The organism is Parasphingomonas caseinilytica, from assembly GCF_036663755.1.
Taxonomy (GTDB): Bacteria; Pseudomonadota; Alphaproteobacteria; order Sphingomonadales; family Sphingomonadaceae; genus Sphingomonas.
On record NZ_JAXOJL010000002.1, the window covers coordinates 354,211 to 369,290 of the forward strand.

General features: G+C 63.1%; 13 protein-coding genes, 1 tRNA gene and 2 pseudogenes. 14 read left to right on the plus strand and 2 right to left on the minus strand.

What is annotated here, in order from left to right:
- The first annotated feature begins 4 nt into the window (after positions 1–4).
- From U1738_RS08140 to U1738_RS08155, 4 genes are all read left to right on the plus strand, one after another.
- Entirely contained in the window at positions 5–181 is a 177-nt protein-coding gene (locus U1738_RS08140) for a DUF4169 family protein (protein WP_332788536.1), read from the plus strand.
- Positions 178–1,221 (plus strand): thiamine-phosphate kinase, encoded by a 1,044-nt coding sequence (locus U1738_RS08145; protein ID WP_332788537.1) that lies wholly within the window; start codon positions 178–180, stop codon positions 1,219–1,221. The genes U1738_RS08140 and U1738_RS08145 overlap by 4 nt, the downstream gene beginning before the upstream one ends.
- Positions 1,222–1,321: 100 nt before the next feature.
- Positions 1,322–3,478 carry a sodium-translocating pyrophosphatase gene (locus U1738_RS08150; RefSeq protein ID WP_332788538.1) on the plus strand — a complete coding sequence of 719 codons (2,157 nt, stop codon included), beginning with the start codon at positions 1,322–1,324 and terminating at the stop codon, positions 3,476–3,478.
- 209 nt (positions 3,479–3,687) lie between these two features.
- On the plus strand, positions 3,688–5,622 hold the full coding sequence (locus U1738_RS08155) for an alpha/beta hydrolase family protein (RefSeq protein WP_332788539.1): 1,935 nt from the start codon (positions 3,688–3,690) through the stop codon (positions 5,620–5,622).
- 475 nt (positions 5,623–6,097) lie between these two features.
- Here U1738_RS08155 and U1738_RS08160 read toward each other — a convergent pair whose 3' ends face one another.
- Positions 6,098–6,307 (minus strand): hypothetical protein, encoded by a 210-nt coding sequence (locus tag U1738_RS08160; RefSeq protein WP_332788540.1) that lies wholly within the window; start codon positions 6,305–6,307, stop codon positions 6,098–6,100.
- On the opposite strand from U1738_RS08160, the gene U1738_RS08165 reads away from it, so the two are divergent.
- The 8 genes from U1738_RS08165 (at position 6,285) to U1738_RS08200 (ending at position 13,503) form a co-directional block, all read left to right on the plus strand.
- Positions 6,285–9,041, plus strand: coding sequence for a type ISP restriction/modification enzyme (locus U1738_RS08165; protein ID WP_332788541.1), 2,757 nt, complete (start codon positions 6,285–6,287; stop codon positions 9,039–9,041). The genes U1738_RS08160 and U1738_RS08165 overlap by 23 nt on opposite strands.
- A gap of 293 nt (positions 9,042–9,334) precedes the next feature.
- Positions 9,335–9,553, plus strand: coding sequence for a translation initiation factor IF-1 (infA, locus tag U1738_RS08170; protein ID WP_010162480.1), 219 nt, complete (start codon positions 9,335–9,337; stop codon positions 9,551–9,553).
- A gap of 102 nt (positions 9,554–9,655) precedes the next feature.
- Positions 9,656–10,243 carry a Maf family protein gene (locus tag U1738_RS08175; protein WP_332788542.1) on the plus strand — a complete coding sequence of 196 codons (588 nt, stop codon included), beginning with the start codon at positions 9,656–9,658 and terminating at the stop codon, positions 10,241–10,243.
- The gene (locus tag U1738_RS08180) at positions 10,236–11,186 is read left to right on the plus strand and encodes a ribonuclease (protein ID WP_332788543.1); all 951 of its coding nucleotides are present in this window, start codon (positions 10,236–10,238) and stop codon (positions 11,184–11,186) included. Before U1738_RS08175 ends, U1738_RS08180 begins: the two co-directional genes overlap by 8 nt.
- A 2-nt stretch (positions 11,187–11,188) precedes the next feature.
- A complete protein-coding gene (locus U1738_RS08185) occupies positions 11,189–11,386 on the plus strand; it encodes a DNA gyrase inhibitor YacG (protein ID WP_332788544.1) in 198 nt (65 codons plus the stop codon).
- Positions 11,387–11,416: 30 nt separating this feature from the next.
- A tRNA-Phe gene (locus tag U1738_RS08190) sits at positions 11,417–11,492 on the plus strand.
- 308 nt (positions 11,493–11,800) lie between these two features.
- Positions 11,801–12,730 carry an ABC transporter ATP-binding protein gene (locus U1738_RS08195; RefSeq protein ID WP_332788545.1) on the plus strand — a complete coding sequence of 310 codons (930 nt, stop codon included), beginning with the start codon at positions 11,801–11,803 and terminating at the stop codon, positions 12,728–12,730.
- Complete coding sequence (locus U1738_RS08200; protein WP_332788546.1) at positions 12,727–13,503, plus strand: ABC transporter permease; 777 nt, start codon at positions 12,727–12,729, stop codon at positions 13,501–13,503. The genes U1738_RS08195 and U1738_RS08200 overlap by 4 nt, the downstream gene beginning before the upstream one ends.
- On the opposite strand, the pseudogene U1738_RS08205 reads toward U1738_RS08200, so the two are convergent.
- Positions 13,500–13,679, minus strand: a pseudogene (locus U1738_RS08205) (CocE/NonD family hydrolase); the annotation flags it as partial. The gene U1738_RS08200 and the pseudogene U1738_RS08205 overlap by 4 nt on opposite strands.
- A 389-nt stretch (positions 13,680–14,068) precedes the next feature.
- Between U1738_RS08205 and U1738_RS20275 the strand changes: the two are divergent.
- Positions 14,069–14,673, plus strand: a pseudogene (locus U1738_RS20275) (IS6 family transposase); the annotation flags it as partial.
- Positions 14,674–14,842: 169 nt separating this feature from the next.
- On the plus strand, positions 14,843–15,067 hold the full coding sequence (locus U1738_RS08225) for a hypothetical protein (protein ID WP_332788548.1): 225 nt from the start codon (positions 14,843–14,845) through the stop codon (positions 15,065–15,067).
- The last annotated feature ends 13 nt before the right edge of the window (positions 15,068–15,080 follow it).

Here is a 15,080-nt window from a genome sequence, read left to right on the forward strand (position 1 = left end):
GTAGGTGGCGGACATCATCAACCTCCGCACCGCGCGTAAGGCCAAGGCCCGCGCCGCGAAGGAAACCGAAGCCGCCACCAACCGCACCGCCTTCGGCCGCACCAAGGCCGAGCGCGAGGCCACCGCCAAGGACGCCGAACGCCGCGCCCGCACGCTCGACGGCGCGAAACGCGAGCCGTGACCGAGGCGGAATTTCTCGAACGCCTGCGGACCCTCCCGCTCTACCCCGGCGCGCACGGCCTCGCCGATGACGCCGCGACGCTGGGGCGTTACACGATCACCACCGACACTCTGGTCGAGGGCGTGCACTATCTGCCCACCGATCCGGCGGGTGATGTGGCGTGGAAACTACTCGCCCAGAACCTCTCCGATCTCGCCGCCAAGGGCGCGACCCCGGTCGGCATACTGCTGAATTATCCGTTGCGCGCCGCCCGCGCACACGAACCCGCCTGTTCCCCGGCGAAGGCCGGGGAACAGGCGGGAAACGATCATGAGGAAGCGCCGTCCGACGCAATTTCCACCTCCGCGACTGGACCCCGGCCTTCGCCGGGGAACGAAGACGTCAGGAATGAAGATTTGGGGGGCGAGGATTGGGACGCCGCCTTCCTATCTGGCCTAACCGAAGCCCTGAACCACTTCGCCACCCCCATCCTCGGCGGCGACACCGTCTCCCTCCCGCCGCACGCCCCCCGCGTCATCACCCTAACCGCGATCGGCGAGTCCCCCCGCACGCCCTTGCGCTCCGGCGCGCAACCCGGTGACGCGCTCTGGGTCACCGGCACGATCGGCAATGCCGGCGCGGGCCTCGCCATCGCGCAGGGCAAGACCGGCCCCGCCGAACTCCTCGAAGCCTATCGCCGGCCCCGCCCCCGCCTCGCCGAAGGCCGCGCCCTCGCCCCCCATATCCACGCGATGATGGACGTCTCCGACGGCCTGCTGATCGACGCCAAACGCATGGCCGCCGCCAGCGCCCTCGCGGTAACGATCGACCTCGCCGCCATCCCCCTCTCCCCGGCGTACACGGCCTTCGACGGCGACCGCCTCACCGCCGCGACCGCCGGCGACGATTACGAACTGCTCTTTGCCTCGCCCGAAAACTGGACCCCGCCCGTCCCCGCCACCCGCATCGGCACGTTCGCGCCCGGTGCCGGTCTCATCCTAATGGACGATGGCACCCCGGTCCCGCTCCCTCCGCGGCTGGGATTCCAGCACCACTCCTGACCGGGTTGCGCTCACCCCTTACGCTATATACGCTCCGGCCCGATCGTGGGGGCACGGCGCAAAGCATCGGCACCCTCGGAACCTGAACAAGGGAGAGAGCATGCAGATCGTCTATGCCGCCATCGTGTGCGGCCTGATCGCCGTATTGTACGGAATCATCACCAGCCGCCAGGTCATGTCCGCCAGTCCGGGCAACGAGAAGATGCAGGACATCGCCGCCGCCATTCAGGAGGGCGCGCGTGCCTATCTCGGCCGGCAATATCGCACGATCGCCATCGTCGGTGTCGTCGTCGCGCTGATCGTCGCCTATTTCCTCGGCCTCGTCTCCGCGACCGGCTTCCTGATCGGCGCGATCCTTTCGGGCATCACCGGTTTCATCGGCATGAACGTTTCCGTGAAGGCGAACGTCCGCACCGCGGAGGCCGCGCGCACCTCGCTGCAGGGCGGCCTGACGATGGCGTTCCGCTCGGGCGCGATCACCGGCATGCTGGTGGCGGGCCTCGGCCTGCTCTCGATCGCCGGCTTCTTCTGGTATCTCACCGGCCCCGGCGGGCACGCGCCCAACGACCGCATCGTGATCGACTCGCTCGTCGCTCTGGCGTTCGGCGCGTCGCTGATCTCGATCTTCGCGCGTCTCGGCGGCGGCATCTTCACCAAGGCGGCGGACGTCGGCGCGGATCTCGTAGGCAAGGTCGAGGCCGGCATCCCGGAGGACGACCCCCGCAACCCCGCGACGATCGCCGATAACGTCGGTGATAACGTCGGCGACTGCGCCGGCATGGCCGCCGATCTGTTCGAAACGTACGTCGTGACGCTGGGCGTGACGATGGTGTCGATCGCGTTGCTCGTAAAGGCGGATGCCGCCGAACTGCTGAAACTCATGACGCTGCCGATGCTGGTCGGCGGCGTGTGCATCATCACCTCGATCATCGGCACCTACATGGTCCGCCTCGGCGCCAAGCAGTCGATCATGGGCGCGCTCTACAAGGGCTTCTGGACCACCGTCATCCTGTCGATCCCCGCCATCTACTTCGCCACCCAATATGTGCTGGGCGACATGCACGCGGTGATCGGCGGCGCGGCCTTCCTCGATGCTTCCAACCCGGCCCTCACGCCGGAAGCGGCGGCGGGTGCAGGCGCGTCCTTCACCGGCATGAAGCTGTTCTGGTGCATGATGATCGGCCTCGCGCTCACCGGTGCCCTGGTGTGGATCACCGAATATTATACCGGCACCAACTACCGCCCGGTGCGCAGCATCGCCAAGGCCTCCGAAACCGGCCACGGCACCAACGTCATCCAGGGTCTCGCCGTCAGCCTGGAAAGCCCCGCGCTGCCGACGATCGTCATCTCGGTCGCCGTCATCGCCACGTACCAGCTCGCCGGCGTGATCGGCATCGCCTTCGGCGCGACCGCGATGCTGGCGCTGGCCGGCATGGTCGTGGCGCTCGATGCCTACGGACCCGTCACCGACAATGCCGGCGGCATCGCCGAAATGGCCGGCCTGCCCGACGACGTCCGCCACCGCACCGATGCACTGGACGCGGTCGGCAACACCACCAAGGCCGTCACCAAGGGCTATGCGATCGGCTCCGCTGCGCTGGCGGCGCTCGTATTGTTCGGTGCGTACACCACCGACCTGACCGAGTTCTTCCCGAACCTCGCGGTCGATTTCAGCCTGTCCAATCCGTACGTCATCGTCGGGCTGTTGCTCGGCGCGCTGCTGCCGTTCAGCTTCGGCGCGTTCGGCATGACCGCGGTGGGCCGTGCGGCAGGCTCGGTGGTGGAGGATGTCCGCGCGCAGTTCCGCGACGATCCCGGCATCATGGCCGGCACCAGCCGCCCGAACTACGCCCGTACCGTCGATCTCGTGACGAAGGCGGCGATCAAGGAGATGATCGTACCGTCGCTGCTGCCGGTGCTGGCCCCGATCGCGGTGTATTTCATCATCACCGCCGTCGCCGGCCAGGCCAGCGGCTTCGCGGCACTCGGCGCGCTCCTGCTCGGCGTGATAGTCTCCGGCCTGTTCGTCGCGATCTCGATGACCTCGGGCGGCGGCGCGTGGGACAATGCCAAGAAGTATATCGAGGACGGCAATCACGGCGGCAAAGGATCGGAAGCCCATAAGGCCGCCGTCACCGGCGACACCGTCGGCGATCCGTACAAGGACACCGCAGGCCCGGCGGTGAATCCGATGATCAAGATCACGAATATCGTGGCGCTGCTCCTGCTGGCAGCGCTTGCTGCCAGCGGAGGCTGAGGCAAAGCCTCAGCAAGCGCGACCGGACGGCGGACGGGCGGGAAGCATTTCCCGCCCGATCCGACCGACGGCGTGGCTTCGCCACGACGCCCTTCCTGACTTCTCTCTACCCCGCTTCCCTCCCCGCCCCGCCCGAAACCTTCGGGCGGGGCATTTTTCATATTGGCGATCGCGCGCCGCCGATCTAGCCTGCTTTCCGGGGGTTGGTCATGACATCGAACATCGTTTTCGCGGCGCTGGCGTTCGCCATTCCGCTGTCTCTGATCTCGGCCGTCGCGCCCGCCGCCGACACGCCCCCGCCGCCGCCCCCACCGCTGGAATCATTCGCCGAACTCCCCTTCATGGAGGGGCCGGAACTGTCGCCCGACGGCACGAAGGTCGCGGCGCGCATCTCGGTCGGCGGGGTGCAGCGTTTCGCAATCATCCCGCTCGCCAAGGTCGCCGAATCGCGCACGATCATGCTGGGGGACAACGACCTGAATGGATGGACCTGGGTCAATGACGATTGGCTGATCGCCCGGCTCGGCGGCATGAGCCCGGTGCAGGGCGACAAATGGTATCTCCGTCGCGCCGTCGGCATAAAGGCCGATGCGACAAAGGTGGTCCAGCTCGGAAACGATGCCGGGCAGAATGCCGACGACATCCTGTGGGTCGCGCGGGACGGAACGCCGCACGTACGCATCGCCATGCAGACCTCGATCTTCAGCGACCAAAGCGGATTCTGGCCGGTGGTGCGCGATTTCGATATCTCCACCGGGCGCAACAAGGTGGTGCAGAATGCCGTCGACAATGTGATGAACTGGCAGGCCGACGGCTCCGGTACGATCCGGCTCGGCCTGTCCTATGTGGATAATTCACGCGCCTATCGCGTGCTGTACCGCGCCGCTGCCGGCCAGTCGTTCCGCACCATCGACAAGGCGCGCGGCAGCGCCGCCTCGCTCGGCGACATGCCCGCTCTGTTCCTGGCCGAACCGGGCAAGGCGGTGGCCTATAGTGACGATGACGGGTTCGATTCGCTCTACGCCTACGATCTGGCGACGCTGAAGACCGGCACCAAGCTGTTCGGTACGCCCGGCCACGATCTCGGCGGTCTGATCTCGGACGAACTCGGCACCCGCCTGCTCGGCGTGCGCTATACCGACACGCGCTCGCGCACCCATTGGTTCGATCCCGCTCTCGCTAAAATCCAGCAGGATATCGACAAGGCCGTGGGCGCGCGGGAGGGACGGATTGTATCCTGGAACCGCAACTTCACCATATTTATCGTCCGCGTCGGCAATGCCAGCAATGTCGGCCAATATTACGTCTATGCCGTGGATGAAGGCACGATGAGCCTGTTGGCAAAGATCAGCAACACGCTCGGTTCGAAATCCTACGCCCCGGTCAAGACGATCCAGTACAAGTCCCGCGACGGGCTGGAGATATCCGCAGTGCTCACGGTGCCCCAAGGCAAGCCGGCGAAGAACCTGCCGCTGATCCTGATGCCGCATGGCGGCCCGGCGGCGCGCGACGACGAAAGCTGGGACTGGTGGACCCAGTTCCTTGCCAGCCGCGGCTATGCCGTCCTGCAACCCAATTATCGCGGATCGACCGGCTACGGCACCGCGTTCCAGGACAAGGGCAAGGGCCAATGGGGCCTCGCCATGCAGGACGATCTGACCGACGCGGTGCGCTGGGCCGCCGACAATGGCCTTGCCGACCCCAAGCGCGTCTGCATCTTCGGCGCATCCTATGGCGGCTATGCGGCGCTACGCGCGGCGCAACGCGACAAGGGCGTCTATCGCTGCGCCGTATCGTTCGCCGGCGTATCCGACATGCCTGCGATGCTGCGCTACAACGGCGGCTTTTTGAATGGCGGTCGGTCGAAGGATTATCTGCGTGCCCAAGCACCGGACCTGAAAGGCGTATCGCCGATCAACTTCGCCGGTGACTTCTCGATTCCCCTGCTGATGGTCCACGGCAAGGCCGACACCGTCGTCCCCGTCGCCCAATCGCGCGATATGGCGCAGAAGCTGAAGGCCGGCGGCAAGCCGTTCCGCTATGTCGAGCAACCCAAAGGCGACCATCATTTCTCCCGGCAGGAAGATCGTTTGCAGTTCCTGAAGGAATTGGAGGCGTTCCTGCAGGCGAACAATCCGGCCTGATCCGGATCGCGGAATTACGCAGGGACGAGGCCCGCCCGAACACCTCCGTAATGGTCCAAACCCTCCTTTGAGAAGGGCAGTTCATTCCCAACCCTGAGTCTTGCAACGACTCGGGTTAAATACATGATATTCCTGTTCTGTTCACGGCGCATTACCCGTTCCGCCGGCGGCATCGTATGAACATTCAGTCTTATCTGGATGAAGTTCGTGCCAAATATGCCAGCGGCCAGGCTACCGAACACAGCTACCGCCCGGCGCTCGAAACGCTGTTCCGGTCGATCGATCCAGAACTCGAAGTCATCAACGAACCGCGCCGCGTCGCGGTCGGCGCACCCGATTTCGTGTTCAACCGAAAAGGCCTCAGCATCGGCTGGGCTGAGGCGAAGGATGTCGGCCGCGACATCACCCGCTTCCGTCCAAACGAATACGGCAAGGAACAGAAGGATCGCTACCGCAAGGGGCTGCCCAACCTGATCTACACCAACGGCATCGATTTCGAATTCCTGCGCGAGGGCGACAGGATCAACTTCGTATCGATCGCCGATCTACTGCCGTCGCTCCCGGCCCGGCCCGATCGGTTTGACGAACTGTCGCGCAACCTGCGATCGTTCGCACAGGCCACGCCGATCAGCATCCGCTCCGCCGCCAAGCTCGCCCAGATGATGGCCGGCAAGGCCGCGATCATCAAGGACGTGCTGGGCCAGTTGCTCCACGACGACAAGGCGCTGCGCAGCGCGCTCGGCGGCCAGTACCGCGCGTTCAAGGCCGAACTGCTGCCGCATATGGACATCGACGAATTCGCCGATCTCTATGCCGAAACGATCACCTACGGCATGTTCGCCGCCCGGCTGCACGACGATAGTCTCGAAACGTTCAGCCGGAGCGAGGCACTCCAGCACCTGCCACGATCGAACCCGTTCCTGCGCAGCCTGTTCGCCTATATCGCCGGCCCGGAACTCGATGATCGCATCGCCTGGATCATTAACGATCTCGCCGACATCCTGCGCGCATCGGACCCAAGGATGCTGTTCCGCGATTTCGGCAAGTTCACCGCGCGCAACGATCCGTTCGTTCATTTTTACGAAGATTTCCTCAAGGAATACAATCCGAAGAAGCGCAAGAGCCGCGGCGTCTGGTACACCCCCGAACCCGTGGTCGATTTTATCGTTCGCGCGGTCGACGATGTGCTCAAGACCGAATTCGGCCTGCCCGATGGCCTCGCCGACACGAGCAAGCTAACGGTCGACTACGACACCGGCACCAACGACGCGAAAGGCCGCCCGCGCCTGATCCGCAAGGACGTGCACCGTGTGCAGATCCTCGATCCGGCAACCGGTACGGGCACCTTCCTCGCCAAAGCGGTGCAGACGATTGCCGACCGCGTGCAGACCCGCGCGCCGGGCAAATGGTCGGGCTATGTCGAACGTGAATTGATCCCGCGCATCCACGGCTTCGAACTGCTCATGGCGAGTTATGCGATGTGCCACATGAAGCTCGACATGCAGTTGCGCGAAACCGGCTACCGTCCGAGCGCCAATCCCCCGCGCATGTCCGTCTGGCTGACCAACGCACTGGAACCCGGCGAACGCGAAGTCCGCGACCTGTTCTTCACCGCACTCGCCGATGAAGCCCGCGGCGCGAGCGAAGTGAAGCGCAACACGCCGATCATGTGCATCATCGGCAATCCGCCATATTCGGGCATTTCGCAGAACAATAACAATTGGATCAGCGATCTTATTGACAATTATAAATATGTCGATGGTGTGCATTTCGGCGAACGGAAGCACTGGCTGCAAGACGATTACGTCAAATTTATTCGAATGTCCGAACATCTGATCAATGGAAACGGACATGGCATTGTAGGATTGATTTCCAATCATGGATATCTGGACAATCCCACCTTCCGTGGAATGAGAAAGCACCTACTAGACTCGTTCGACAATATTTACGTGCTGGACTTGCATGGCAATACGAACAAAAAAGAAACCAATCCTGCCGGAGGGCTGGATCGCAACGTGTTCGACATTAAAACGGGTGTATCGATTCTCATCGCGGTCAAGAAAGCGGTTCCAGGCAAAACAAAAATGAAACAATCCAAGCTCCAGCTAGCCAAAGTAAGGCGTGCGGACGTTTATGGCGATCGTAGCGCGAAGAACGAAGCCCTCTGGAGCATTGACCTGAATTCTTCGATCTGGAAAACTGTAGAACCGATATCACCGGCATATTTCTTCGCGCAAACCGATGTCGGCCTCAGCAATGAATATGACAAAGGATTTTCGATCGGCGACCTGATGGCCATTCGGTCGAAGGGCATCATCAGTGCGCGCGACTCTTTGGCTGTGGATTTCGACTCCGCGTCGCTGCGCACGAAGATCGAGTCTTTCACTGATCAATCGAAATCTGACGACACGACGCGCAATGCATTTTTCCCGGTTAAAGATCCCAGTGCGGGCCGAAAATATCCTCCGGGCGACTCTCGCGGATGGAAACTGAACGTCGCCCGCCCGCAACTGCTTGCCATTGATGTGGCCAGTCGTCTGGCGCCGATCGATTATAGACCATTTGATCGCCGGATTATTTTTCGCGGCAGCGAGTTGGTCGATTGGGGCCGCGATGAATTGACCCGTCAGTTCGATACGCAAAGCAATATCGGATTGAGCTTCAACAAGCGCGTCGAGGAAATTCGGCCCTTTACCGATGTCTTCGTCTTTTCGACCATGATCCAGCATCATTCGCTAAGCCTGAAGGAAGCGAATGACATCGCTCCATTGTACATCCTGCAGAGTGGCAAAGCCGATCGGATCAAAGGCGCCGAGCCTGCTCGCAAACCCAACTTCGACCGAAAGATTTACGCCGCGATCTGCAAAGCCGCCGGTTTGAAACCATTGCCCGAAGCCGGCACCGGCGACGCCTTCCGCACCGCCACCGGCGCGGACCGCCCGACCGAGGTCAAGGTATTCGATTACATCTACGCCGTGCTGCACGCGCCCGCCTACCGCGAGACCTATGCCGAGTTTCTCAAGATCGATTTCCCGCGCATCCCCTATCCGCGCGATGCAAAGACATTCGCTCGAATTTCCGAACAAGGCGAGGCACTACGCCGCCTGCACCTGATGGAGCCGGGTGCGATCGGCGACACGCCTTATGCCTATCGCGGCGACGGCGACGACATGGTCGCACCCGGCTTCCCCAAATTCGACAAAAGCCGTGTGCGGATCAATCCCGACCAATATTTCGATGCGGTTCCTGCGATTGCATGGTCGGCCTATATCGGCGGCTATCAGCCAGCGCACAAATGGCTGAAGGATCGGCGGGGGCGCACTTTGTCTTGGGACGATATCGGCCATTACCAGCGCATCGTGAAGATCCTGGCCGAAACCGATCGGATCATGCGAAAAATCGTGCTGCCCCTCGATTGAAGGGAAAACGGCACAGGAGAGGCGACCGATGCTGTCCTACAAAGCATCCATGCGGTAAGAAAGTACTCGACCCGCTCCGCTCTTTCCCATCGCCGCCACCCGACAGGATCACGCCCGACCGCGCGTCCCGCCCAGCGTACCCCGATACCGCGTGACCTTGTGTGAACTTCGCCACCCTCACGCAGCCCGATACCGTGTGACCTTGTGTGAACTTCGGCCGGCCGCTTCCCTTTTCGCGCATCATCCGCTAAGGGCCGCGCTCACGATTTCCCCGATATTTACCAGAGGTTTGTTTGGCCAAGGAAGAATTGCTCGAAATGCGCGGCCAGGTGGTGGAGCTTTTGCCCAACGCCATGTTCCGCGTGAAGCTCGAAAACGATCACGAAATTCTCGGCCACACCGCCGGCAAGATGCGCAAGAACCGCATCCGCGTGCTGGTGGGCGACGAAGTGCTGGTCGAACTCACGCCCTACGATCTCACCAAGGGCCGCATCACCTACCGCTTCAAATAAGCGCGCTCGACACCCTCCGTTCGCCCTGAGCTTGTCGAAGGGCAAGCGCAGCGCTCGCATCAGGGATTTCGACAGGTTCAGCCCGAACGGTATTGTGGCGTCATGACGGCCAACCCCATCCCCACCCTCGCCCTCGCCTCCACCAGCCCCCGCCGGCTGGAGCTGCTCGCCCGCATCGGCATCGTGCCTGCGCGCCTCGCCGCGCCGGATATCGACGAGGATCCGCTGCCCGGCGAGACCCCACGCCCCTACGTGCTGCGTATCGCCACCGCCAAGGCGCATGCGGTGGAGCGCGCCGCGAACGAGGTGATCCTGGCCGGCGACACCACCATCGCGGTCGGCCGTCGCATCCTCGGCAAGCCCGAGGACGAGGCCGACCTGCGCCGCATGCTCGCCCTTCTCTCGGGCCGCCGCCACCATTGCCTGTCCGCCGTCTGCATGATCGACATGACCGGCAAGGCGCGCACCCGCATCTCCGACACGATCGTCGCGTTCAAGCCACTCTCGCCCGCCGAGATCGACGCCTACGTCGCCAGCGGCGAGGGCATGGGCAAGGCCGGCGGCTATGCGATCCAGGGCCGCGCCGAGGCGTGGGTGCGGATGCTGTCGGGCAGCCATTCGGGCGTCGTCGGCCTGCCATTGTTCGAAACGCGCGCCCTGCTGAGCAGCGCAGGCATACCCCTTGCCTGAATGGCTCTACGAAGCCGGCATCGGCGAAGCCCGCGCCGCTCTGGTCGCGGACAATCGCATCCTCGAAGCGCGAATCGAACCCGATGACGTCGCCATCCGCGTCGGCACCGTCACCGCCGCCCGCCTGATCGAGATCACCCGCCCGGGCCGTGAAGGCCGCATCACGCTGGACGACGGCAGCGAGGCGACGCTCTCCCCCCTGCCCCCCGGCATCACGCAAGGCGCTCGCCTGACGGTGCGGATCGTCCGCGAGGCGATCCCCGAAGCCGGCCGCCCCAAACGCCCCCGCTCCATGCCGAGCGACGAGGCCCCCGCCCACGGCCCCGACCTGCTCGCCCGCATCATCGCCACCGGCCATCCCGTCCGCACGTTGCGGTCCCACGAATCGGATGCGCTGGAACAGGCCGGCTGGTCCGAAGTGCTTGAGGAAGCGATGATAGGCGAGATCGCCTTTCCCGGCGGCGCGCTGCGCATGACGCCGACCCCGGCGATGACCCTGTTCGACGTCGACGGCACCGGCCCGCTCGAATCGCTCGCGCTAGCCGCCGCGACGGCGGTCGCCGAGGCGATTCTGCGCCACGATATCGGCGGGTCGATCGGCATCGACTTCCCCACCATCACCGGCAAGGCCCCGCGCCTCGCCGTCGCCGCCGCGATCGACGCCGCCCTGCCGCAACCGTTCGAACGGACCGCGGTCAACGGCTTCGGTTTCCTCCAGATCGTCCGCCCGCGCATCCATGCGTCGCTACTCGAACGCCTGCGCGCCGATCCCGCCGCGGCGAAAACCCGCGCGCTGCTGCGCCAGATCGAGCGCATCCCGCCGCCCGCGCCGCGCCAGCACCACGTCTCCGCCCGCCTGCTTGCCACGCTCGCCGCGCACCCCACATGGGTGGAAGACCTTGCCCGCCGCACCGGCGTGGCCCCGACCTTCGAGTTGAGATGACGATGGCCAAGAAAGACGCCTGCCCGATCTGCGGCAAACCGCCCGCCGGAACCCACAAGCCGTTCTGCAGCCAGGGCTGCCGCGACCGCGATCTGCTGCAATGGCTGGGCGAGGGCTATCGCATCCCCGCCGGCCCGGCCAGCACCGATGAAGCGGATAGTCTGCCGGATGGGCTGGACAGCCGCCGGGACCCCGACTAAGAGCGCGCTTCCCGATGCACGCATCGGTGTGCCCGAGTAGCTCAGTTGGTAGAGCACACGATTGAAAATCGTGGTGTCGGTGGTTCGAACCCGCCCTCGGGCACCACTCCTTTTTTTATCTTGCAGGTCGGCAGAAAAAAGGGGTGGTTTCCCTGCGGTACGGCCGTGTTCACGCTACTCCGTGGGGTCCGCAGATAGATTGCTGATCCGCATGAGTTCGAGCGCATTTGCCGGCGTCTCTGAGGCTAAACTCAGTGCGACCTTGACGTCCGAAATTTCTCATGACTGAACAGACTCGGCGTCTATCCCCTCCGCATATGCAAGGGGGATAGACGCCAAACGACTTCAGGGTGACGGATGCTATTGTGGCGCGGACAGTCGCGCCCCATCTCCACCCCCGAACAGGGGACGCTCTTGAACACCATTCTCTCCATCGCCGGGGTCTCGAAGACCTACGGTTCCGGCACCACCGCACTTTCGCCGATCGACCTTGACATCGCCAAGGGCGAGATCTTCGCTTTGCTTGGGCCCAATGGCGCGGGCAAGACGACGCTGATCAGCATCATCTGCGGCATCGTCACGCCTTCGTCCGGCACCGTCACGGTGATGGGCCATGATGCGATCCGCGACTATCGCGCCACGCGCCGCATCGTCGGTTTGGTGCCGCAGGAACTGTCGGTCGACATGTTCGAGACGGTGCTGGCGACTGTGAAGTTCAGCCGCCGCCTGTTCGGCAAATCCGGTCATGACGCCTATATCGAGGAAGTGCTGCGCGACCTGTCGCTATGGGACAAGCGCGATTCCAAGATCATGGAACTCTCCGGCGGGATGAAGCGCCGCGTGCTGATCGCCAAGGCGCTGTCCCACGAACCCGACATCCTGTTCCTCGACGAACCGACCGCCGGCGTGGACGTGTCGTTGCGTCGCGATATGTGGAAGCTGATCCACAAGCTGCGCGACAAGGGCGTCACGATCATCCTGACCACGCATTATATCGAGGAGGCCGAGGAAATGGCCGACCGCGTCGGCGTGATCGCCAAGGGCAAGTTGATGCTGGTCGAGGAAAAGACCGAATTGATGAAGCGGCTCGGCAAGAGACAGGCGTTGGTCTCGCTTGCTGAGCCGCTACGCGAGCTTCCGGTCGAACTCGCCGATTGGGATCTGACGCTGGAGGAGGATGGCACGAAGTTGCGCTACGTGTTCGTTTCCGAGGACGAGGGCGTTCCGGCCCTGCTCGCCAAACTCGGCGCGCTCGGCATCGGCGTCACCGATCTGGAAACGTATCGCAGTTCGCTGGAGGACATCTTCGTCGATCTCGTCTCCGCGCCGGGAGAAGCGGCATGACCACACCGGCCCTCAACACCCACGGCATCTGGGCGATCTACCGCTTTGAAATGGCCCGGGCGCTCCGCACCCTGTGGCAGAGCGTGGCGACTCCGGTCATCACCACCTCGCTGTATTTCGTCGTGTTCGGCGGCGCGATCGGCAGCCGGATGCAGAATGTCGACGGCGTCGGTTACGGCAGCTTCATCGTGCCCGGCCTGATCATGCTGTCGCTGCTGACGCAGAGCATCTCCAACGCCTCGATCGGCATCTACTTCCCCAAATTCACCGGCACGATCTACGAACTGCTCTCCGCGCCCGTCTCTGCGATGGAGATGGTGCTGGGTTATGTCGGCGCGGCGGCGACCAAGTCGGTGATCCTCGGCCTGATCATCCTGGCGACGGCCATGCTGTTCGTGCCGCTGCCGATCGCGCATCCGCTGGCGATGCTCGCCTTTCTGGTGCTGACGAGCGTGGCGTTCAGCCTGTTCGGCTTCATCATCGGCGTGTGGGCGAAGGGGTTCGAACAGCTGAACTTCATCCCTTCGCTGCTGATCACCCCGCTCACCTTCCTCGGCGGCGCGTTCTATTCGATCGACATGCTGCCCCAACCGTGGCGCACGGTGAGCCTGTTCAACCCGGTGGTCTATCTGGTCAGCGGCTTTCGCTGGGCCTTCTTCGACAAGGGCGATGTCAGCGTGGGGCTGAGCCTGGGCGTGACGGCGCTGTTCATGGTGCTGTGCCTCGGGGTGATCGCGGTGATCTTCCGCACCGGCTGGCGCATGAAGAACTAACGGATCACCGGCAGTACCACCTTCGATCCCGCGCACACCTTCTGCGTCGCCTTCACGAAATCCGTCGCCTTCGCCCGTGCGATGTTCGGCACGAAGGTCTGTGGGTTACGGTCGATCACCGGGAACCAGGAGGATTGCACCTGCACCATGATGCGGTGGCCCTTTAGGCATTGGTGGAAGAGGCTCGGCCTGATGTTCGCAAACGACGTTCGTCGGCAACGCGTCAGCGCAATGCGTGCTTTTCGACACCGGCGGTGGCATCTGGACGAGATGTACGTGAAGCTGAACTGCGAGATCGTTTACCTCTGGTGAGCGGTCGACCACGAGGAAGAAATTCTCGAAAGCTATATCACCCAGGCACATAATAAGGGCGGAGCGCTGCGCTTCATGAAGAGGGCGCTGAAGCGACATGGGCCGCGGGCAATGTCCCCACCGGTTGCCTGCGCAGTTACGGTGCGGCCATGAATGAACTCGGCAACTCGGCAACTCGGAGCGGCGAGAGGTCGCGCGCTTGGCCGATAGCTGAGTGGAATCGGCCACCCGAGGTGATCCGCCTGGTGGTGGTGTAGAGGGTCTACTGTCCGAGCGCGGGATCGACATTTGTCACGATACCGTGCGGATGTGGTGGAACAGGTTTGGCCCAATATTCGCTGGCGATATCCGTCGGCAGCGCGTCAGCGCAATGCGCGGCTTTCGGCACTGGTGTTGGCATCTCGAAGAGATGTACGTGAAGCTGAGCGGCGAGATGGTTTACCTCTGGCGAGCAGTGGATCACGAGGGCGAAATCCTCGAAAGCTACATCACGAAATTCCGCGACAAGGACGCGGCGCTGCGCTTTATGAAAAAGGCGCTGAAGCGACATGGAGTGCGAGCAAAGGTCACCACCGATGGCCTGCGGAGCTACGGCGCTACGATGAACGAACAGGGCATGCCGATAAGCGTAAGGTCAAATGCTGGGCCAATAACCGGGTCGAAAACAGTCATCTATCATTCCGAAGACGGGAGAGGGCGATGCTCCGGTTCCGGCGGATGAAAACACTACAAAAGTTCGCCAGCGTACACGCCAACGTCCACAATCACTTCAATCTCGAACGCCATCGCGTCGATCGCCAGACCTACAAGGAACGCTGCGCAGCCGCACTGGCTGAGTGGAGCAAAATCGCAAGCTAGGCCGCGGCGTTCAAAGACTGCCTTGCATTGAGTGGAGAGCGGTTCGCATTAGACTGACAGCACCGCTAGCTGCAGCATTAAATCGTTGTAAAATAATAGTTTTTACTCGATGACTCGGTGGTGCCCCACAAGCCTTCATGGCCCCGGGACTGGGTAGCGACGCGTCCGTGTGGATAAAACTATCGAAGCGCTGGGACTTGGCTACGGCTGCCGGATTGGAGACACCAGCCTGACCAGAATGGCGGAGCGGGTGCCTGATCGGGCGTTGCTCATTGTCCCGGCTGAGAAGACCCACAATCGGCCATTCGACGTGCGCTTCGCATTGCAGTTTGCAGACGGTTGTTCATCGTTCAGCGCAATCGCCACGATTGCGCTCGAAGACTGTCGAATTTAAAAGGCGTGAGCAT

Bases quoted from the DNA above. Each gene is read 5' to 3' on its own strand.
- U1738_RS08150 (WP_332788538.1), top strand. From the start codon at position 1,322: ATGCAGATCGTCTATGCCGCCATCGTGTGCGGCCTGATCGCCGTATTG.
- U1738_RS08155 (WP_332788539.1), top strand. From the start codon at position 3,688: ATGACATCGAACATCGTTTTCGCGGCGCTGGCGTTCGCCATTCCGCTG.
- U1738_RS08165 (WP_332788541.1), top strand. From the start codon at position 6,285: ATGGCCGGCAAGGCCGCGATCATCAAGGACGTGCTGGGCCAGTTGCTC.
- U1738_RS08160 (WP_332788540.1), bottom strand. From the start codon at position 6,307: ATGATCGCGGCCTTGCCGGCCATCATCTGGGCGAGCTTGGCGGCGGAG.
- U1738_RS08175 (WP_332788542.1), top strand. From the start codon at position 9,656: ATGACGGCCAACCCCATCCCCACCCTCGCCCTCGCCTCCACCAGCCCC.
- U1738_RS08185 (WP_332788544.1), top strand. From the start codon at position 11,189: ATGGCCAAGAAAGACGCCTGCCCGATCTGCGGCAAACCGCCCGCCGGA.
- U1738_RS08200 (WP_332788546.1), top strand. From the start codon at position 12,727: ATGACCACACCGGCCCTCAACACCCACGGCATCTGGGCGATCTACCGC.